This window comes from Pseudomonas corni (genome assembly GCF_057128765.1).
In genome coordinates, this window is record NZ_JBSKHW010000003.1 from 324477 (window position 1) to 342738 (window position 18262).

Sequence of the window (18262 nt, forward strand, 5' to 3'; positions counted from 1 at the left end):
GTTGTATTTATGCGTCCTCTCTGGCTAAACCGAGCTTGGACTTGGCTTGCGCAGATTTGTAACGATATGTGTAAACATGCCGGATGGCAATCAGAACACGGACAGCGGGTATGCCCTGTCGCGCCGAGCCTAACTGCCGCGACAATATCTATTTATGTCATCGCTCGAATGAATCCCCCCTTAACTCGCCTGAAAGTTCCGGTCCGACAGCCCTTGTCAGGCCGGGTGCCACATCTCAGTGCGAGTTAAAACCAAAATGAACATCAAATTCGACGTAGTCGATACGTTTTCCCAACGTCCTACCTTGGCGCCGCTGGCGTTGAACACCCTGCACGCGGCGCTAAAGGCGCAGTTTCCAGATATTGAAATCGATCCACAGGTTGCGGTCATTACTCGTACCTCGGACGCGGGCAAGCCCAAGTCGGAAACGCTAATGGAGTATCTGCGCCACAGCTTTTCGAGCGGCAAGACCATGCGCCTGGAAGCCGATAAAAATACCCTGATCACGGACCCTGCCGCTTCCTTGCCTGTCGCCGTGGACATCGACGTTGCGCAACTGGCGATTGTGGTCGACAGCGTATCTCTGGGGCTTGTCGGACAATTCATGCAGTCTCTTGTCAGGTTTTGGGACACCCCTGCCGGAAATGGCATCACCCCGTGGAAATGCCTCGCCGAGGCGCTGGCGCAGCAAAGCGCAGAAGCAGTTGGCGCTGCGCAAATAGGCGCCGCAACGGCGACCGGCGATATTGCCGAGCCCAGTGCTGCGAATTTTGAACAGCAAGCGCTGGACGTGCTGGAGGCGCAGCTGTCCGAAATCCAGGACGTACTGGCGGTGGGGCTTGGTGAATTCGACGAGATTGAGCGCTATCTGGCCAAAGTCACGGATGTCGCTGGGCTGCTGGACGATACGTCGTCAGCGAAGGTTGCGCCCCGGCTGTCTCGCCCTGATCAGCTTCCTGACTGGTTGTGCAATGCAAACGCCGAGGACCGTCTGGATTACAGCCGCACCCTCGCGGCGCTGGCAGTAGTGGGTGCCCGAGCGGAGGGAAAATCTTGGGACGACGATCTTCCGCCGATCCTTGAGTACGCCAACAAGGTGCTTCAGGACAGTCTGCGCGAAGATCATCCAGAAGCCACAGCGCTGACGTTGAGTGACGTCACTGTTCACATCGCGAAAGTCACCGCCGCCGCGGTGCCTTCCGGCGGTCAGGTTGTCGCCGTGGGCAGTGTGGAAAATATCAGGCTGAGTGTTGCCGCCTTCGCCCTGGACAATCTGTCGAGCCTGCCAAATGGCACCCTGACATTGTCCCTGCGCGATGGCGGCCCGCTACCCATTTGGCTGACTGCGGATTATTTGAAACAACTGGTGAGTCGTGTGGACATCGGCCGCACCTATCCTGCCTTGGTCAGGCGATACTTGATTACCGACTCCGCCCAGGCCACGCGCCGTCTGGCGCTGTTTACCGATCAATTGCGTGTGCAACTGCCGCTCAAGGCGCTGGAGCAAAAGATCCGCGGTGAAGGGGGGTTGACGCAGGCCGGTTATCGTCGCGTACGTGCGCTGTTGCAATCAACGACCGAGACGGCCACTGCCACCGCCGTCCTGCGTCCTCTTGCGTTTATAGCTGAGCCTGGCGCTCCTGCGGATCCGGTGAGCAATATGTTCGTCATCGGTGGCGCCGACCCGGGGATCGGGCCGTTTGTGCTGTATCGCCCTTTCGACAAAGTGCCGCTCACCGAATTCGCCAATGGGCTCGCGCTGTGTGACGCCATTGCTCAGGCTGGTGAGTTGCAGGATCAGGTGCTGGCGTGGATGAGCGAACATTCGGCGCTACGCTATGCCAGCGGCGGCTTCGACCAGCCGCATCTCGTACGATTCGGTCAGGGGTCGGATTTCGCTCCTCTGCAAGTTCCTGCACCGGCGCAGCTGGACGAGACGACAATACAGGGCGATGTCTTTTCTGTTCTGTTCAACGCCAATGCCTGTGCACTGGCCGACCTGGCTGACCTGGAATCGGTGTCCAACGCTGAAAGCCGCTGGGCGTTGATCAAGCGTGGCGGCTGGTTGGCGCTAGATGCGGTGATGCCGTTTCTTTCCGGCTCGGTGGGTTCTGCGCTGTGGCTGGTGCAGGTTATGGTCAGCGTGGATCAGGTGCTGGCGGCCGAGCATCGCAAGGCCAAGCGCGAGGGAGTTGAGGCGTGGAACACATTGCTGCTGACGATCTCGATGATTCTGCTGCATCACGGTTTTAGCGCTCGGGTGGAACTGTCCCGGCGTCCACCGTCGCTGAGAAGTACCGTGGGCACACCAGACAGTCAGGCAGATTTGCCGCTGGCAGAACGGATAGACCCGCCGCACGGCGCGCCTTCGCTGCTGGATTTTTCCTGGTCCAGCGTCACCCATAAACCGACCAAGGCACAGAGCGAGTCTATTGAGCGCCTGAAAGTGTCGCCTGAGCCCATGCTGGGAGCGCCGTCCGCAGAACTGGCAACAGAAGGGCTTTATCACCAAAGCCCACAGTGGTTTGTGCGCCTGGACAGTGGGGTTTACGAAGTGCGCCTGGGCGAAGACGGGCCCTCTATTATCGACGCGGGCAACCCGTTATCCGAGGGGCCCCGGCTGCGTCGGGTCAATCAGGCATGGACGCTGGACTTGTCGCTGCGCCTGCGTGGCGGTGCTCCCAAACGCAGTGTTCGGCAACTTGCCCTGGAAAACGCGGCCACGCTCAAGCGCGTGACCGAGGCGAAAGTGCAACTGGATCAGCGCAGAAACGAGCTGTACCAGCGGTTTTTTGACTGGGACGTGGCGTTTCGCGCGTCGCCTGAGCAGTTGCCGTCTGACATCGTCGCTCGTGTTGAAACGGATTTGAAGGAGGTCTGCGCCCTTATTGAGCAGAAGAAACAGCTGGATCTGGCGTTGCGCCCGGCGGACCGCACCGCCGATAAGACTGTTGGCAAGGACTTGCAGGGCGTGTGTCGGCGTATTGCCTTCTTTGAAGGCTTGCTGCTGCAGACCGTGCTGAAACAAGCGCGTACTCAGATGATTCAACTGCAAACCGTCTCCGATGTCAGCGTCACCCAAGGCAACGTCAACGTCTACTTGAAGCTGTTTGAGGACTTGTTGGTCCTGCAAAGCCGGGGCGTGGAATGGTCCGGGGTCAGAGAGGGACTATGGCGCGAGCTGCGCGCAGTACCGAAGGTCGGCGAAGGCTTCTGGCGGGATGACGTTCTGGAGCTGCATCAAAACAGTCTTTTCACCCATATGGACTGGCGGATCAACCGGTTGTGGTCACTTTTGGAACTCACCTTCAGCGAAAAAGAGATCCTTTCGGGACTGGACACCAAGGAGCTGAAGGATCTACGTGTCGATGAAAGTCTGCACGCTGCGTTCAGTTCTCAGGCTGAACTGGAAAAGCCCAACGACTACACCCTCGCCGAACAGATCGGCGTGCTGGAAAGTTCGCTGCGCGAATATCATCGAGCTTCGCTGATTGCGACCTGCGCCCTCGAAAGCGCGCCACAGGCTATGGATCTGCCGCACTTCAACCGTTTTGTCGAAGATTTGTCGTGGATTTCAGATCGGGCCGAGGAGCGCCTCTCGGCTCTGATCCGCGAAAGTGCGGAGCCACCGGCGCAACCGTCCGAATATGCGCCCAAATTTAAGCAGCCTCGCCAGCGGGTGTTCAAAACCCGCGCCCAACGCACGCTCATCGGGCGCTTGCGCGAAGGTGAGTCGGATTTGCCGGGCGCGGTGGTCGATGTGACGCAGTCCATGGGCGACACCGTCATCGGCACCTACCATTTGCACGAGAACGGCGATTGGGTCGAAGTGGAAGTCGTGCCTGCGGCCAAGCCGGCACACGACGAGAGTGCGGTGGCGCTGGTGGAGCTTGCGCGTCAGGCCACGGCCGCGCTAGCGCGGGTCGAACCGGATATCAGCACGGTCCATCGTCAGTCCGCGCGCACCAGCGAGCCGGAAGACATGCAGGACATACTTGTGCAAAAAGCCGACAAACTCAGTGCATTGGCTGACAAGCTGGAGCCGCATCTGGCTGATCCTCCCCAAAACGATGGCCCTGCCAGCAACCTGCAATCGCTGGTCGATGAGCTGCGAACTGCAGCAGCGCGCCTGATTGAAGAAGGACGCACTGTGCGGGTGTCGATGATCAAGAAGCAGCCGCCGACGGCCGCGCGGCTCAATTACCTGGCGCGTGAGCGAGAGGTCAACATCGCCCGTTACGATGGGCGAAAGAATATGTCGGGCGCCAGGCGCGATGACTTTCTTCAGGAATACGTCATCCGCGACAAAGACCAGCGGGTGCTGTGGTGGGCGCATTTCCATTACGCCAGCGAAACGGCGGCGGCTGACGCCTTCACAGCGGCGCACTTGAAAATGCCTGAGCAGCGCTTCATCGGGTACAAGGCGTTGGTTAACGCTGCCAAGGACAACCGCGCTGTGGTGAGCGTCTACAGAAGCGTCATAGGTAAAGACGTTGCCCAACGGTTGTTTATTGGTTTAGCGCCGCAAGGGGGACAGGCCCGCGACTGAGACCGCGGGCCGGGCTGAGGAATTATCACTGAACCGCAAGCAGGAACGGGGTTCAGCCAGCCCGCTTATTTAAGCAGCGACTCCCGCAGTTTGTCCGACAAGCCATCGGGCGCCAGCCAGATCGACAGATACACTTTCGCCAGCTCGGGGTCAGGACTGGCGAAGATGACTTTTTGGTTGCGCGTCAGGGTCAGCCCGTCGGCGTGGTCCCAGCTCAAGTCATAACGGTCGCCCTTGCTGATGTTTTGAAAACTGTTGTGCAGCCGTTCAATCTCGGGTCTAAGGCGGTTAAGGGTTTCCTTGGTTTGCTGGCGCTTCAGCGCTGTATTGGCAGCCTTGATCACGTCTTCACGATCAATGTCACGAAAGTAAAACAGCTCCAGGCGCTGCGGGGTCTGGGTGAGGACCGCCTCTTTGGCGCTGATCGCAGGCTCTGCATAAAACGCAGCGGCATACACATCGGCCCACATGTAAGTCAGAATCGTCTGGTTCTTGCGCTCCAGAACCGGCGACTGGCCTTGCAGCTGCGCCGGAAAATCCGCCTGTTTCAATAGATCAGCCTCAGAGGCCATGACCGGTGAGCACGCCAGTACGCCCAGTAACACCATGCATCCCATCAACTGTCGCATCTCGTACGCCTTTTCAAGAATCTGCTGGCAAGGTTAAGCCACTTTTGCTGCCAATGGGGCAGACCTGAACGGATCAGTTGTGCAAAACGGGGTGTAGCGCCGACAATATTCGCCTACGACGCGACCAAGGGTTAATGTTCGCGGCGGCGCTGGACGTATAGACTGCGCCGCGAGTTTGAATTCTTCCCGCCGCTGGCTGCGGCGTGAGTCAGCCAGAGACGCCAGAGTGGCGCTCTCGGCCCGATCTAAGGAGTACGCATGGCTGTCTACAACTACGACGTGGTGGTACTGGGTTCCGGCCCCGCTGGAGAGGGGGCGGCAATGAATGCCGCCAAGGCTGGACGCAAAGTCGCCATGGTCGATAGCCGTCGCCAGGTCGGCGGCAACTGCACCCACTTGGGCACGATCCCGTCCAAGGCGCTGCGTCACTCGGTCAAACAGATCATCCAGTTCAACACCAATCCGATGTTCCGGGCCATTGGTGAACCGCGCTGGTTCTCTTTTCCGGACGTATTGAAAAACGCTGAAATCGTCATCAGCAAGCAGGTCGCTTCACGCACCGGCTACTACGCGCGCAATCGGGTTGATGTGTTTTTCGGGACCGGCAGCTTTGCCGATGAACGTACCATTGATGTGGTATGTCCGACCGGCATCGTAGAAAAACTCGTCGCCAACCAGATCATTATCGCCACCGGATCACGGCCTTATCGCCCAGCCGATATCGACTTTTCCCACAAGCGTATCTACGACAGCGACACCATCCTCAGCATCAACCACACCCCGCGCAAACTGATCATTTACGGTGCAGGCGTGATCGGTTGCGAATACGCGTCGATCTTTAGCGGCCTGGGCGTGATGGTGGAACTGGTCGATAACCGCGATCAATTGCTGAGCTTCCTGGATTCGGAAATTTCCCAGGCGCTGAGTTATCACTTCAGCAACAACAACGTCATGGTTCGCCATAACGAAGAATACGAGCGCGTCGAAGGCTTGGACAACGGCGTGATCCTGCACCTCAAATCGGGCAAGAAGATCAAGGCCGATGCCTTGCTGTGGTGTAACGGCCGTACCGGTAACACCGACAAGCTGGGGCTGGAAAACGTTGGCATCAAGGCCAATGGTCGCGGCCAGATCGACGTGGATGAATCCTACCGCACCGCCGTCCCGACCATTTATGGCGCCGGCGACGTTATCGGTTGGCCAAGTCTGGCCAGTGCTGCCTACGACCAGGGTCGTTCGGCGGCAGGCAGTGTGGTCGACAACGGCAGCTGGCGTTTCGTCAACGACGTGCCGACCGGCATTTACACCATCCCGGAAATCAGCTCGATCGGTCAGAACGAACACGAACTGACTCAGGCTAAAGTGCCGTACGAAGTGGGCAAGGCGTTTTTCAAGGGCATGGCCCGGGCGCAAATTTCCGGCGAGCGCGTGGGGATGCTGAAAATCCTGTTTCACCGCGAGACGCTGCAAGTGCTGGGTGTGCATTGCTTCGGTGACCAGGCCTCAGAGATCGTCCACATCGGGCAGGCAATCATGAATCAGCCGGGCGAGGCGAATACCCTGAAGTACTTCGTCAACACCACTTTCAACTACCCGACCATGGCCGAAGCCTATCGGGTAGCCGCCTATGACGGCCTGAACCGGCTTTTTTAAGCGACTCCGGCCGGTGGCCTGAGCCGGCCGGGGAGACCGATTTCAGTGATTCCCGAGCGTGGCGCTGGCCAAACCGGGAAAGTCTGTAATCAGGCTGTCAACGCCGAAATCAGCGAGCCTGCGCATCAGTGCAGGCTCGTTGACGGTCCAGACCGACACGTGCAGCCCTTGGCTCTGAGCTTTTTTCAGGCGCTCGGGGGTGCACAGCGTCCAGTTCAGCGCCAGAATCTCACAGCCATAACCCTGCGCGACCTTCAGCGGGTCGAGCCAGGCGTATTCGGCCACCAATCCCCGAGCAATGTCAGGTGTCAGCTCCAGCCCTGCGCGCAACACTTCCCGTGAGCTGGAGGTGATGGTGATCTTGTCCAGCAGACCGTGACGCTGAGCCAGTTCGCGAATCGCCAGTACGGTGGTCGCGGCGCGGGTGCGTGAAGCGCTTTTGACTTCGAGCTGCCAGTGTTCGAAGGCGCACTTTTCGAACAGCTCTTCCAGACGCGGGATCGGACAAGGATTGACCCAGCCAGGGCCGCCTTTACGTGCGTCGTAGGTCACCAGATCGCTCGCGTCGTGTTCAACGACCTTGCCCCGTCGATCGGTGGTGCGTTTGAGGGTGGGGTCGTGGATCACCATCAGTTCGCCGTCGCGAGACAAGTGCAGGTCCAGTTCGCAACGCTTTACCCCATGTTTCAAGCACTCCTGAAAACTGCTCAGGGTATTTTCCGGTGCTTCGCCTTTAGCGCCGCGGTGGCCATAGATCAGGGTCACATTTACTCCTTGGGGACGTCGGGCGCCTTGTAGAACGGTCAGTTGAATGCCGTGCAGAACATTAGTCGGTGGACGGGTCGTTTTGTTCGCGGGCCAGCCGCCGCTGTTGAGCTTGTCGTTGCAGGATGTGTCTGGCGAGCAGTTGGCGCTGGGCGTCAGGCAGGTCGATGAACTCGGTGCCGACCTCGAAATCGCCGATGGTCAGCGCCTGGCAAGACGTCACTCGCGCGCGAAGCATCATCCCCGACGCCTGCGGCATCAGGACCATTTTGATCGAAAGCAGGTCGCCTGCATGGAAGGGTTGCGGCGTCTCGAATTGCAGTCCGCCTTCGGACATGATCACCTTTTGCGGCTTGCCGAGCTTGCCCAGCACGGTTTGCGCTACCACTTGGCCGAGCAGATCGATGCGCTTGCTGAGGGCTTTGAGAAAGCTGTTCAGCGTGCGGTCGCGCTCGTCCAGCTGACGCAGTAAATGCTGGGACTCGAACTCGCTGACGTGCAGTTCGCTCAGCAGATCAAACAGTGCCGAGGTACCTCGGTGAGCGTGTTCGTCGACCGCGCCTGGCCCTGACAGCAGGTTAATTTCCAGTGCGACGCTGTCCTCGATACGGTAGTATTCGCGGCGTTCTTCTTCATCTAATGTCGACATGGCGAACCCATGGTAGCGGCGGTTGTCAGAAAGATCGCCCAACGCGATCCGTCAGTTGGCTCAGTGTGTTTTGAGTGTAAAGCTGCTCGCTGAGGCCCGCCACAAGGACGTTCCCCATTCCTGCGAACATGCCCCTAAATGTCAAGCGCCTAAATGTTCAGACCTCTCTTTGTTTTCATCGGCACGCGTTATACCCGTGCAAAACGCCGTAATCATTTTGTCTCCTTCATATCCCTGACGTCGATGATCGGCCTCGCCCTTGGCGTGGTTGTGATGATAGTCGTGTTATCGGTCATGAACGGCTTCGATCATGAAATGCGCACCCGCGTGCTGGGCATGGTGCCCCACGCCACCATCGAGTCCGGCGAGCCGATCAGCGATTGGCAAAGCCTGGCGGCCAAGGTCAAGCAGAACCCGCAGGTGGAGGCAGTCGCGCCGTTCACCCAAATGCAGGGTTTGCTGACCAACAACGGCAACGTGCAGAAAATCCTGCTCAATGCCATCGACCCGGCTCAGGAACGTAAAGTGTCGATCATCGACCAGTTCATGAAGCAGGGCAGGCTCGACGACCTGGTTGCCGGCGGCTTTGGCGTAGTGATCGGCGACAAGGCCGCCACCAAGCTTGGCGTGGGCATCGGTGACAAGGTGACGTTCGTCGCCCCGGAAGTCACCGTAACGCCGGCCGGCATGTTTCCGCGCATGAAGCGCTTCACCGTGGTCGGCATTTTTCACGTCGGCGCGGGCGAGCTGGACGGATATCTAGGCGTCACCAATCTCCAGGATCTGGCGCGTCTGCATCGCTGGAAGCCCGATCAGGTGCAGGGGTTGCGGCTGAAGTTCACCGACCTGTTCAAGGCGCCGCGTACCGCTTATGAAATCGCGCAAAATCTCGGCGAGCATGAGTACTACTCCCGCGACTGGACCCGCACCCATGGCAACCTGTATCAGGCAATCGGCATGGAGAAATCCATCATCGGCCTGCTGTTGCTGCTGATCGTTGCAGTGGCAGCGTTCAACATCATTTCTACCCTGGTGATGGTGGTGAACGACAAGCGCGGCGACATCGCCATCTTGCGCACGCTGGGGGCGACGCCGGGTCAGATCATGGCAATCTTCATGGTTCAGGGCACGGTCATTGGTGTGGTCGGCACCGCCATTGGTGCGGCAGTCGGTATCCTGGCCGCCCTCAATGTCAGCGCTGCCATTTCGGCGCTGGAAGGCCTGATCGGTCACAAGTTTCTCAACGCAGATGTCTATTTCATCGATTATCTGCCGTCGCAATTGATGGCCGAAGACGTGTTCCTCGTCTGCGGCGCAGCGTTGATCCTGAGTTTCCTCGCCACCTTGTATCCAGCCTGGCGTGCCGCGCGCACCCAGCCGGCGGAGGCGTTACGTTATGAGTGAGTCGGGCATGAGTGATAAAGCAGTATTGAGTTGCCGCAACTTGGGCAAATCCTACGAGGAAGGTCCGGAGTCGGTGACGGTGTTGTCTGGACTGCAGCTGGAATTGCACGCCGGTGAGCGCGTGGCGATCGTTGGCAGTTCAGGCTCGGGCAAAAGTACCTTGCTCAACCTGCTCGGCGGCCTCGATACGCCGTCCGAAGGCAGTGTCTGGCTGGCCGGCGAAGAGTTGTCGGCGCTGAATGAAAAAGCTCGCGGCCTGCTGCGTAACCGGGCACTGGGTTTCGTGTATCAGTTCCACCATTTGTTGCCCGAGTTCACTGCGCTGGAAAACGTGTGCATGCCGCTGTTGATCGGCAAGACCGCGATTCCCGAGGCTCGTCAGCGTGCCACGGCGCTGCTGGAGCGAGTAGGGCTGGGCCATCGGCTGGCGCATAAGCCGTCTGAATTGTCCGGTGGTGAGCGTCAGCGTGTTGCCATCGCCCGTGCGCTGGTCAATCAGCCGGGGCTGGTGATGCTCGACGAACCGACCGGCAACCTCGACCATCACACTGCCCAGGGCATTCAGGACTTGATGCTCGAGCTGAGCACATCGTCGCGCACGGCGTTTCTGGTGGTGACGCACGACTTGGCCCTTGCCAGGCAGATGGACCGCGTGCTGAGCCTGCAAGACGGGCGACTGATGTCGATCTGATGGATTCAACCCGGCGCCGCTCATACCGGTGTTAGGTGTTTTTTATTTTTTAGCTGCTTTTAGCTTCGGTGCTCCACGAATGTTCAGACCGTTATCGATCTTTATCGGCGCGCGCTACACCCGGGCCAAGCGCCGGAACCATTTCATCTCGTTCATTTCCATGACCTCGATGATTGGCCTGGCGCTCGGCGTCCTGGCGATGATTGTGGTGCTGTCCGTGATGAACGGTTTTCAGAAGGAAATGAGTGGGCGCATCCTCGGCATGGTCCCCCATGCAGTGATCTCCGGGGTGACGCCGCTCGACGACTGGAAGCCCGCTGCCGAAGCGGCCCTGAAGAATCCGGAAGTCACCGCTGCGGTGCCCTTTACTGAAATGGACGGCATGCTGTCCTACAAAGGCGCCATGCAGCCGATCCAGATCAGCGGTGTCGATCCAGCCCTTGAATCGCAAGTCTCGATCGTTACTCAGCATATCGTTCAGGGCCGGATGCAGGACCTCAAGCCCGGCGATTTCGGCGTAGTGATCGGTGAGATCACTGCACGGCGTTTTCGCTTGAATGTCGGTGACAAGCTGACGTTGATCGTTCCGGAAGTCAGCACGGCTCCGGGTGGGATCACCCCACGTTTACAGCGTTTGACCGTGGTGGGCGTGTTCAAGGTCGGGGCTGAGCTTGACGGCTCAATGGCACTGATCAACGTAGCCGATGCCGCAACTATTCAGCGCTGGCAGCCGGATCAGGTGCAGGGCGTGCGGCTGGCGGTGAAAGACTTGTACGCAGCGCCGCAAGTATCCACAGCGATCGTTGCGGGGCTCGGTAATGGCTACAAGGCGGACGACTGGACGCACACCCAGGGCAGCCTTTTCAGCGCGATGAAAATGGAAAAAACCATGATTGGCCTGTTGCTGCTGATGATCGTCGCGGTGGCGGCTTTCAACATCATCGCGACCCTGATCATGGTGGTGAACGACAAGGGCGCGGACATCGCGATCCTGCGCACCCTTGGCGCCACGCCGGGGCAGATCATGGCGATTTTTGTGGTTCAGGGTACTGTGATCGGCGTCGTCGGAACGGTGATCGGCGGGGTGCTCGGCGTCATTGCTGCGATCAACGTCAGTGCGCTGGTGGGCTGGATCGAGCGCATCACCGGGCAGCATATCTTCACTTCCGATGTGTACTTCATCAGCAACCTGCCGTCCGATCTGCAAGGTGGCGATGTGGCGCTGATTTGCGCAGCCGGGTTCATCCTGAGCTTCCTCGCGACGATCTACCCGGCCTGGCGCGCCGCACAGATTCAACCGGCCCATGCGCTGCGGTACGAGTGATGTACTGAAGACACACGTTCTGCAGGAACCAACTTGTTGGCGATAGGGCTTTTGCGGCGAATCAGATATGCCGTCTCGCGAACAAGTTCGCTCCTACAGGTTTGCACGGGGTTTAAAAGCTTTAAACTTCCACACATGGGTTTTCATTTTCGTTTTCATATTCAGGTCCCGCCATGCATCCCGCAGCCGAACACTCGCCGCTGGGCAAATCCAGTGAATACATCGCCACCTACACGCCATCGCTGCTGTTTCCGATTCCGCGCGCCGCCAAATGGGCCGAGTTGGGGCTGACTGCCGAGACGTTGCCCTATAAGGGCGTTGATTTCTGGAATTGCTACGAGTTGTCGTGGCTGTTGCCGTCGGGCAAACCGGTGGTGGCCATCGGTGAGTTTGCAATTCCGGCGGACTCGCCCAACATCATCGAATCCAAATCCTTCAAGCTGTACCTGAACTCGCTGAACCAGACGCCTTTCGCGTCTCAAAGCGAGCTGGTGGCGACGCTTGAGAAGGATTTGTCTGCCGCAGCCGGCAAGCCGGTCGGCGTGCGCATTCGCAGCCTGAAAGACATCGAAGGCGAGGGCATTGTCGCAGTACCAGGCGAATGTATTGATGATCTGGATATCAGCATCAGTAGCTACGATCGCCCGCAGCCGGAATTGCTGCGCTGTGATGAATCTCGCTTCGTTGAAGAGTCGCTGCACAGCCACCTGCTCAAATCCAACTGCCCGGTGACCAGTCAGCCGGACTGGGGCAGCGTGGCGGTGCAATACCGAGGCGCAGCGTTGGACCATGCAAGTTTTCTGGCTTACATCGTCAGCTTTCGCCAGCATTCGGATTTTCACGAGCAGTGCGTAGAGCGGATATTCATGGACCTTCAGCGCTTGCTCAAGCCTGAGCAACTCACCGTGTCGGCGCGCTATGTGCGGCGTGGCGGGCTGGACATCAACCCTTACCGCAGTACCGAAACGCTGACCCTTGAAAATGGACGTCTGGCCCGGCAGTGATATGCAGGCCTATGCAGGAGCGAACCTGTTCGCGAAGGGCGGTAGATCCCACGCATCTACTGCGACTGAAACACCGTCTCGCGAATGAATTCGCCCCTACAGAAGGGATGGGTCTTCAGATACCGATATTACCCAGCGTCTGAACGATATTGCGCAACGTACCAGCGATGCCAGGGTGCTCCAGCTCGAAGCGCTCCACTGCCAGGTTGACGCCATCTGCCAGGCTGGTGTCCTGGGTCTGGGTTTCGAGTTCGATCTGCGACTGAATCTGCGCCATCAGCTGGTGCAGGTTATCGCGCTCCGCTTCAGTCAGCGGCGGGTTTTGATCCAGTTGCTCGCGCAAGGTATTGAGTTGCTCTTGCAGTTCGCGGGCGGGCATAGGGTGCTCCCTTTATTGATAGTCTCAGCATGGACCTCCGTATCCTGCCAAAGGTCCTCATAGCCGTAAGACTAATCCAGTCCGCCACAACCTGCATGATGTCGATCAATCCGCGTCATGGTTTCTCCGCTTTCAACCGACGTAATGCGATGTCGGCCAGACACGATTGCAGTTCGCCAAGATGATCGATGACCGAATGGGCGCCGATTTCGTAGAGCTTCAGCGTCGCCCGGGTGCGCAACTGTTCCCGGTCGGCATCACTCAACAGAACCCACTGCGCAGGCGAGATACCGCAAAGCGGCCCGCAGGACGCCAGACCGATGGTCCATAATCCGGCGTTGAGTCCTGACTTGATCAGGCGCGGATCGCCGCTGACCAGCACGCATCCGTCCAGCTGACTGACATTGAGGCTCATCAACGCCTGCCAGCAGGCGTCTGGGGCAGGCCAGGGATTAGCAGGCGCAGGGGCTGCTGCGATCCAACGGCCCAATGGTTTGGCGAGCGCTTGGGCGATGGAGATGGGGAACTCTTCAATCCAGGCGCAGGGTACGCCTTGCTGCCGCAGGGATTTCAAGGCAGTAACTGCACCAGTCGTGGTGATTGCATAGTCAGAAGCTTGAGCGGCCAACTGAGCTGACACGATTTGTTGCGATTCTTTTGTTCCGAGCGCTCCTGCTTGCGCGCCGAAGTCGACGAGGCAGCCACTCAGACCAAACAGCACAGCGGTGAAAGAGGGTTCGGAAACGACGACAGGAGCGAGCATGGATGTCCCTCTGAAATAGAGGTGAAACTAAGGGATTCAGGTGACAGTCCGATGACGGCGCAATGACAGCGCTCGGCTATATTCAAGTTGTAAGGAAATCCTTCAGCGTTGAGCGACGTAAATCTGCGCAGAAGGCTTTATACTCGCGACCTTGTTTTGGGGGCGTAGCGCCCGCTTCATAACTTTGACCAGGAGTGTCAGCTATGCCCGTGAACGGTGCAGGCTTGTTTGATCGTCTCGCTAAGCTTTGTTTTTGTGCCGGTATTGCACTGGCTCCGATGGCTGCGCAAGCGGCTGAGGAAGATCCATGGGAGGGCGTCAACCGCGCCATCTTCCGCTTCAACGATACCCTTGACACATACGCGCTGAAGCCTATTGCACAGGGTTATGAGTTCATCACGCCGCAATTCCTGGAAGACGGCATTCATAACATGTTCAAGAACGTCGGCGACGTGACCAACCTCGCCAACGATGTGTTGCAGGCCAAACCCGCTGCAGCCGGTGTCGACACTGCACGTCTGATTTTCAACACCACCTTCGGTCTCGCTGGCTTCTTCGACGTAGGCACCAAGATGGGCCTGCAACGCAATGACGAAGACTTTGGTCAGACACTCGGCTACTGGGGTGTAGGCAGTGGCCCGTTCGTGATGTTGCCATTCTTCGGTCCTAGCACCGTGCGTGATGCCGTCGCCAAGTATCCGGACACCTATACCGCCCCGTATCGCTACATTGACGACGTGCCGGTCCGCAACTCGCTGCTTGGTCTGAACATCGTCGATACCCGGGCCAGCCTGCTGTCCGCCGAGAAGCTCATCAATGGCGACAAGTACATCTTCATTCGCAACGCTTTCCTGCAGAACCGTGAGTTCAAAGTGAAAGACGGCAAGGTTGTGGACGATTTCTGATTTGTCCGCGACGCCGTAAAACGAAAAAGGCGACTCAGTGAGTCGCCTTTTTTACGTCGGTAATTTGTCGAAACTGTGAACTCGCTCTGTATTCGACTCAGTTCATCTTCAGAATAGTAAGCCCCAGTTTCTGTCCACCTTCTTCCATGTCGGCCAGCCAGACCACCTCGGTATCGGCCTCCAGTCCCTTCAGTGCAGCATGTTCTGAATCGATACGGACGCTGATCCTGTCACCTACTTGAAACGAGCGTGGCGCTTCTATCTGCATGCCGGAGCTAGATAAATCGACACACACGGCAGGGATGATCTGGCCCGCGTAGAGCAGACTGATGTCAGCATCGACTCGCATGCGGATGTAGTCGCGTTTCTCGGCGTAGTCGCGATCGTTCTGGCCCATGGCTCATCCTTCGTTTTCGTTGCTGAATTATCAGTTCTTATAACTCCCGGCGATTTGCGGTGTAAAGACGCAAACCGACCGCTGGAGCGCGCTTGAAACGCCCGGCGGATGGGAGTACCGTCTGCGCCTTGAAGGGCACCTCTGAAAATGCACCGCGCGGGATCATAAGTCCGGGCGCGATTAGCCAGAGAGGCTAGAAGCGAATCCAGTACGCGTTCAAATATCCTTTGACCGCCTACGCCAACCTAATCTGGCGCCGTTTGCCCACATGCAAAAAACCAGTGCCACGTTGCTGATAATCGATGACGACGAAGTAGTGCGCGCAAGTCTTGCGGCCTATTTGGAAGACAGTGGGTTCAGCGTCCTGCAGGCCAGTAACGGCCAGCAGGGTCTACAGATATTCGAGCAAAAAACGCCTGATCTGGTGATCTGCGACTTGCGCATGCCTCAAGTGGGCGGCCTTGAGCTGATTCGTCAGGTGACCAGTCTCGCCCCCGAAACCCCTGTAATAGTGGTGTCCGGCGCTGGCGTGATGAGCGACGCGGTCGAAGCATTGCGTCTTGGTGCGGCTGATTATCTGATCAAACCGCTGGAAGACCTCGCCGTTCTGGAACATTCGGTGCGCCGGGCTCTGGATCGGGCGCACCTGCTTCAGGAAAACAAGTTGTATCGCCAGAAGCTGGAAACGGCGAATCGCGAGCTTGAAGCCAGCCTTCACTTGCTTCAGGAAGATCAGGATGCCGGCCGCCAGGTTCAGATGAACATGCTGCCGACCAATCCGTGGGCCATCGACGATTTCGAGTTTGAACACGAAATCATTCCGTCGCTTTACCTGTCCGGAGATTTCGTCGATTACTTTCGTGTCGACGAGCGCCGCGTAGCCTTTTACCTGGCTGACGTCTCAGGTCACGGCGCATCATCAGCATTCATTACCGTGCTGTTGAAGTTCATGACGACCCGCTTGTTGTTCGAATCCAAACGCGGCGGTACGTTGCCCGAGTTCAAGCCGTCTGAAGTCCTTGGCCATATCAATCGTGGTTTGATCAGCTGCAAGCTGGGCAAGCACGTGACGATGGTGGGCGGGGTGATTGATGAAGACACAGGGCAACTGACCTACAGCGTCGGCGGTCATCTGCCGTTGCCGGTACTGTATACGCCTGAGGGCGCGCGTTACCTGGATGGCCGTGGTTTGCCAGTCGGACTGTTCAACGAAGCGACCTATACGGACCATGTGCTGGATTTACCGGCGTCCTTTAGTCTAACGTTGCTCTCTGATGGCATTCTGGACCTTTTGCCAGGTGATACACTCAAAGAGAAAGAGGCCGCGCTACCTGAATTGGTGATGGCGGCGGGTGGCAGCCTGGATGGCTTACGCCGCAAGTTTGGATTGGCCACACTCGGGGAGATGCCGGATGATATCGCCTTGTTAGTGTTGAGCAGGAACCTTTAATGAGTACCGGTAGAATCCAGTTTGCCGAGCAAAATGGCACGTTCGTCCTGAAATTCGTGGGTGAAGTGCGGTTGACGCTTTGTTCGGCCTTGGATACGACGATTGAGCGGATCTTCACCGCGTTGAATTTCTCGACGGTAGTGATCGATCTGACCGAAACCCGCAGCATCGACAGCACCACGCTTGGTTTACTGGCGAAGCTGTCTATTCTGTCGCGTCAAAAAGTAGGGCTGTTGCCCACCGTGGTGACTACCCACGAAGACATCACGCGTCTTTTGCAGTCCATGGGCTTTGATCAGGTGTTCAACATCGTCGATCGCCCAATCCCGCGCCCTGAATGCCTGACTGACTTGCCGTCGCAGGACCAGTGCGAGGAAGTGGTGAAAGCCAAGGTGCTGGAAGCGCACAAGATCCTCATGGGCTTGAACGACTCCAACCGCGAGGCGTTTCACGATCTGGTCAACGCCCTCGAGCGCCAGTGATCTGAATCATTCGCCGCGATAATTCGCAGGCATAGAGAAGGGCGGCATCCGCGAGGATGCCGCCCTTTTTGTCCTGTATCGAACGTTACTTCTTGGCCGACAGCAGCGCTTCCAGTTTTTCCTGATCGCGGGCGAACTGGCGAATGCCTTCGGCCAGTTTTTCGGTCGCCATCGCGTCTTCGTTGGAGGCCCAGCGGAACTGGCTTTCATTCAGCGTCTGACGCGGCTCGCCGCCTGTACCAGGTGCCAGTTTGCGCTCCAGTACGCCGTTGTCTTCGGACAGCTTCTGCAACAAGTCCGGGCTGATAGTCAGGCGATCGCAGCCGGCCAGTTCTTCGATCTGGCTCAAGTTACGGAAGCTTGCGCCCATGACCACGGTTTTGTAGTCATTGGCTTTGTAGTAGTTGTAGATGCGGCTGACAGATTTGACGCCCGGGTCTTCTGCGCCGACGTATTCTTTGCCTTCGGCCTTTTTGTACCAGTCGTAGATACGCCCTACGAATGGCGAAATCAGGAACACGCCAGCGTCAGCACAGGCTTGGGCCTGGGCGAAGGAGAACAGCAAGGTCAGGTTGCACTGGATGCCTTTCTTTTCCAGTACTTCGGCGGCTTTGATGCCTTCCCAAGTGGAGGCGAGCTTGATCAGAATGCGGTCGCGGCCGATGCCGAACTCTTCATACAGACCTACGATGCGTTCTGCGCGAGCGATACAGGCGGCAGTGTCGAAGGAGATGCGCGCGTCAACTTCAGTGGATACGCGGCCTGGGACTACTTTGAGGATCTCTCGGCCGATGGCGACGGCGAAACGGTCGCTTGCCAGATCTATATCACCCTTGCTGCCGCTGAACGCTTCTTTCAGGCGATCGGCGTTGCTGTCGTTTGAACCTGCTTTCAACAGCAGAGAAGGGTTGGTCGTTGCATCGACCGGCTTGAGTTTTTCGATGGCGGCGAAGTCACCGGTGTCGGCAACGACGGTGGTGATTTTTTTGAGTTGTTCCAGCTTGGAAGTCATGAGCGTGCTCTGTCCTGTGGGTTTGATGACATTACCCGAGCGCCGCCGGGCACTCAAGGGCGTAAACCATAACGGGCGCAGGTGATTTCAACGCTTTTATTTGCGCAAACGTAGAGTCTGCGCGCTGGCGATGAACTCAGCGGGACCAGGCTTTTTACCTGAACGTCCCGACCGGCCGTTTTCGATCATTGAGGAGGCGGATACTC

At 58.0% G+C, this 18262-nt stretch carries 16 protein-coding genes; 9 read left to right on the forward strand and 7 right to left on the reverse strand.

The features are described 5' to 3' along the window. Nucleotides 1-256: 256 nt before the first annotated feature. Nucleotides 257-4549, forward strand: coding sequence for a dermonecrotic toxin domain-containing protein (locus ACWKV9_RS08540; RefSeq protein WP_483835651.1), 4293 nt, complete (start codon nucleotides 257-259; stop codon nucleotides 4547-4549). 65 nt (nucleotides 4550-4614) lie between these two features. On the opposite strand, the gene ACWKV9_RS08545 is transcribed toward ACWKV9_RS08540, so the two are convergent. Beyond that, complete coding sequence (locus ACWKV9_RS08545) at nucleotides 4615-5178, reverse strand: chalcone isomerase family protein (protein WP_483835652.1); 564 nt, start codon at nucleotides 5176-5178, stop codon at nucleotides 4615-4617. Between the two features lie 258 nt (nucleotides 5179-5436). Here ACWKV9_RS08545 and sthA point away from each other — a divergent pair, with 258 nt between their 5' ends. Further along, nucleotides 5437-6831 carry a Si-specific NAD(P)(+) transhydrogenase gene (gene sthA / locus ACWKV9_RS08550; protein WP_483835653.1) on the forward strand — a complete coding sequence of 465 codons (1395 nt, stop codon included), beginning with the start codon at nucleotides 5437-5439 and terminating at the stop codon, nucleotides 6829-6831. Between the two features lie 42 nt (nucleotides 6832-6873). Here the strand turns inward: sthA and ACWKV9_RS08555 are convergent, their stop codons facing one another. Together ACWKV9_RS08555 and ACWKV9_RS08560 are read right to left on the reverse strand one after the other, a co-directional pair. Then, complete coding sequence (locus ACWKV9_RS08555; protein WP_483835654.1) at nucleotides 6874-7596, reverse strand: glycerophosphodiester phosphodiesterase; 723 nt, start codon at nucleotides 7594-7596, stop codon at nucleotides 6874-6876. Nucleotides 7597-7657: 61 nt separating this feature from the next. Beyond that, a complete protein-coding gene (locus tag ACWKV9_RS08560) occupies nucleotides 7658-8245 on the reverse strand; it encodes a PilZ domain-containing protein (protein WP_483835655.1) in 588 nt (195 codons plus the stop codon). A gap of 153 nt (nucleotides 8246-8398) precedes the next feature. Here ACWKV9_RS08560 and ACWKV9_RS08565 point away from each other — a divergent pair, with 153 nt between their 5' ends. The 4 genes from ACWKV9_RS08565 to queF all read left to right on the forward strand — a co-directional run bounded on the left by ACWKV9_RS08565 (nucleotide 8399) and on the right by queF (nucleotide 12668). Then, a complete protein-coding gene (locus ACWKV9_RS08565) occupies nucleotides 8399-9649 on the forward strand; it encodes a lipoprotein-releasing ABC transporter permease subunit (protein ID WP_483835656.1) in 1251 nt (416 codons plus the stop codon). A gap of 7 nt (nucleotides 9650-9656) precedes the next feature. Next, nucleotides 9657-10340, forward strand: coding sequence for a lipoprotein-releasing ABC transporter ATP-binding protein LolD (gene lolD, locus ACWKV9_RS08570; protein WP_483835657.1), 684 nt, complete (start codon nucleotides 9657-9659; stop codon nucleotides 10338-10340). Nucleotides 10341-10419: 79 nt separating this feature from the next. After that, the gene (locus ACWKV9_RS08575; protein WP_483835658.1) at nucleotides 10420-11664 is read left to right on the forward strand and encodes a lipoprotein-releasing ABC transporter permease subunit; all 1245 of its coding nucleotides are present in this window, start codon (nucleotides 10420-10422) and stop codon (nucleotides 11662-11664) included. 173 nt (nucleotides 11665-11837) lie between these two features. After that, nucleotides 11838-12668, forward strand: a complete 831-nt coding sequence (gene queF / locus ACWKV9_RS08580; RefSeq protein WP_483835659.1) for an NADPH-dependent 7-cyano-7-deazaguanine reductase QueF — start codon at nucleotides 11838-11840, stop codon at nucleotides 12666-12668. A gap of 115 nt (nucleotides 12669-12783) precedes the next feature. Here the strand turns inward: queF and ACWKV9_RS08585 are convergent, their stop codons facing one another. Both ACWKV9_RS08585 and pcrP read right to left on the reverse strand, forming a co-directional pair. Continuing rightward, nucleotides 12784-13047, reverse strand: a complete 264-nt coding sequence (locus tag ACWKV9_RS08585; RefSeq protein WP_483835660.1) for a DUF4404 family protein — start codon at nucleotides 13045-13047, stop codon at nucleotides 12784-12786. Between the two features lie 115 nt (nucleotides 13048-13162). Further along, entirely contained in the window at nucleotides 13163-13810 is a 648-nt protein-coding gene (gene pcrP / locus ACWKV9_RS08590) for an HAD superfamily inactivated hydrolase PcrP (protein WP_483835661.1), read from the reverse strand. 203 nt (nucleotides 13811-14013) lie between these two features. Between pcrP and ACWKV9_RS08595 the strand changes: the two genes are divergently transcribed. Beyond that, on the forward strand, nucleotides 14014-14715 hold the full coding sequence (locus ACWKV9_RS08595; RefSeq protein WP_483835662.1) for an MlaA family lipoprotein: 702 nt from the start codon (nucleotides 14014-14016) through the stop codon (nucleotides 14713-14715). A gap of 97 nt (nucleotides 14716-14812) precedes the next feature. Here ACWKV9_RS08595 and ACWKV9_RS08600 read toward each other — a convergent pair whose 3' ends face one another. Further along, a complete protein-coding gene (locus ACWKV9_RS08600) occupies nucleotides 14813-15112 on the reverse strand; it encodes a PilZ domain-containing protein (RefSeq protein WP_483835663.1) in 300 nt (99 codons plus the stop codon). A gap of 268 nt (nucleotides 15113-15380) precedes the next feature. Here ACWKV9_RS08600 and rssB point away from each other — a divergent pair, with 268 nt between their 5' ends. Then, complete coding sequence (gene rssB, locus ACWKV9_RS08605; RefSeq protein WP_483835664.1) at nucleotides 15381-16562, forward strand: two-component system response regulator RssB; 1182 nt, start codon at nucleotides 15381-15383, stop codon at nucleotides 16560-16562. Next, nucleotides 16562-17044: an anti-sigma factor antagonist RssC gene (gene rssC, locus ACWKV9_RS08610; protein WP_483835665.1), complete on the forward strand. Its 483-nt coding sequence runs from the start codon at nucleotides 16562-16564 to the stop codon at nucleotides 17042-17044. Before rssB ends, rssC begins: the two co-directional genes overlap by 1 nt. Nucleotides 17045-17129: 85 nt before the next feature. Here rssC and tal read toward each other — a convergent pair whose 3' ends face one another. Continuing rightward, nucleotides 17130-18056 (reverse strand): transaldolase, encoded by a 927-nt coding sequence (gene tal, locus ACWKV9_RS08615; RefSeq protein WP_483835666.1) that lies wholly within the window; start codon nucleotides 18054-18056, stop codon nucleotides 17130-17132. Nucleotides 18057-18262 lie beyond the last annotated feature (206 nt).

Excerpts from the sequence above, each read along its gene's own strand:
- ACWKV9_RS08540 (WP_483835651.1), top strand. The coding sequence starts at position 257 with ATGAACATCAAATTCGACGTAGTCGATACGTTTTCCCAACGTCCTACC.
- ACWKV9_RS08545 (WP_483835652.1), bottom strand. The coding sequence starts at position 5,178 with ATGCGACAGTTGATGGGATGCATGGTGTTACTGGGCGTACTGGCGTGC.
- sthA (WP_483835653.1), top strand. The coding sequence starts at position 5,437 with ATGGCTGTCTACAACTACGACGTGGTGGTACTGGGTTCCGGCCCCGCT.
- ACWKV9_RS08560 (WP_483835655.1), bottom strand. The coding sequence starts at position 8,245 with ATGTCGACATTAGATGAAGAAGAACGCCGCGAATACTACCGTATCGAG.
- ACWKV9_RS08565 (WP_483835656.1), top strand. The coding sequence starts at position 8,399 with ATGTTCAGACCTCTCTTTGTTTTCATCGGCACGCGTTATACCCGTGCA.
- lolD (WP_483835657.1), top strand. The coding sequence starts at position 9,657 with ATGAGTGATAAAGCAGTATTGAGTTGCCGCAACTTGGGCAAATCCTAC.
- ACWKV9_RS08575 (WP_483835658.1), top strand. The coding sequence starts at position 10,420 with ATGTTCAGACCGTTATCGATCTTTATCGGCGCGCGCTACACCCGGGCC.
- queF (WP_483835659.1), top strand. The coding sequence starts at position 11,838 with ATGCATCCCGCAGCCGAACACTCGCCGCTGGGCAAATCCAGTGAATAC.
- ACWKV9_RS08585 (WP_483835660.1), bottom strand. The coding sequence starts at position 13,047 with ATGCCCGCCCGCGAACTGCAAGAGCAACTCAATACCTTGCGCGAGCAA.
- pcrP (WP_483835661.1), bottom strand. The coding sequence starts at position 13,810 with ATGCTCGCTCCTGTCGTCGTTTCCGAACCCTCTTTCACCGCTGTGCTG.
- ACWKV9_RS08595 (WP_483835662.1), top strand. The coding sequence starts at position 14,014 with ATGCCCGTGAACGGTGCAGGCTTGTTTGATCGTCTCGCTAAGCTTTGT.
- ACWKV9_RS08600 (WP_483835663.1), bottom strand. The coding sequence starts at position 15,112 with ATGGGCCAGAACGATCGCGACTACGCCGAGAAACGCGACTACATCCGC.
- rssB (WP_483835664.1), top strand. The coding sequence starts at position 15,381 with ATGCAAAAAACCAGTGCCACGTTGCTGATAATCGATGACGACGAAGTA.
- rssC (WP_483835665.1), top strand. The coding sequence starts at position 16,562 with ATGAGTACCGGTAGAATCCAGTTTGCCGAGCAAAATGGCACGTTCGTC.
- tal (WP_483835666.1), bottom strand. The coding sequence starts at position 18,056 with ATGACTTCCAAGCTGGAACAACTCAAAAAAATCACCACCGTCGTTGCC.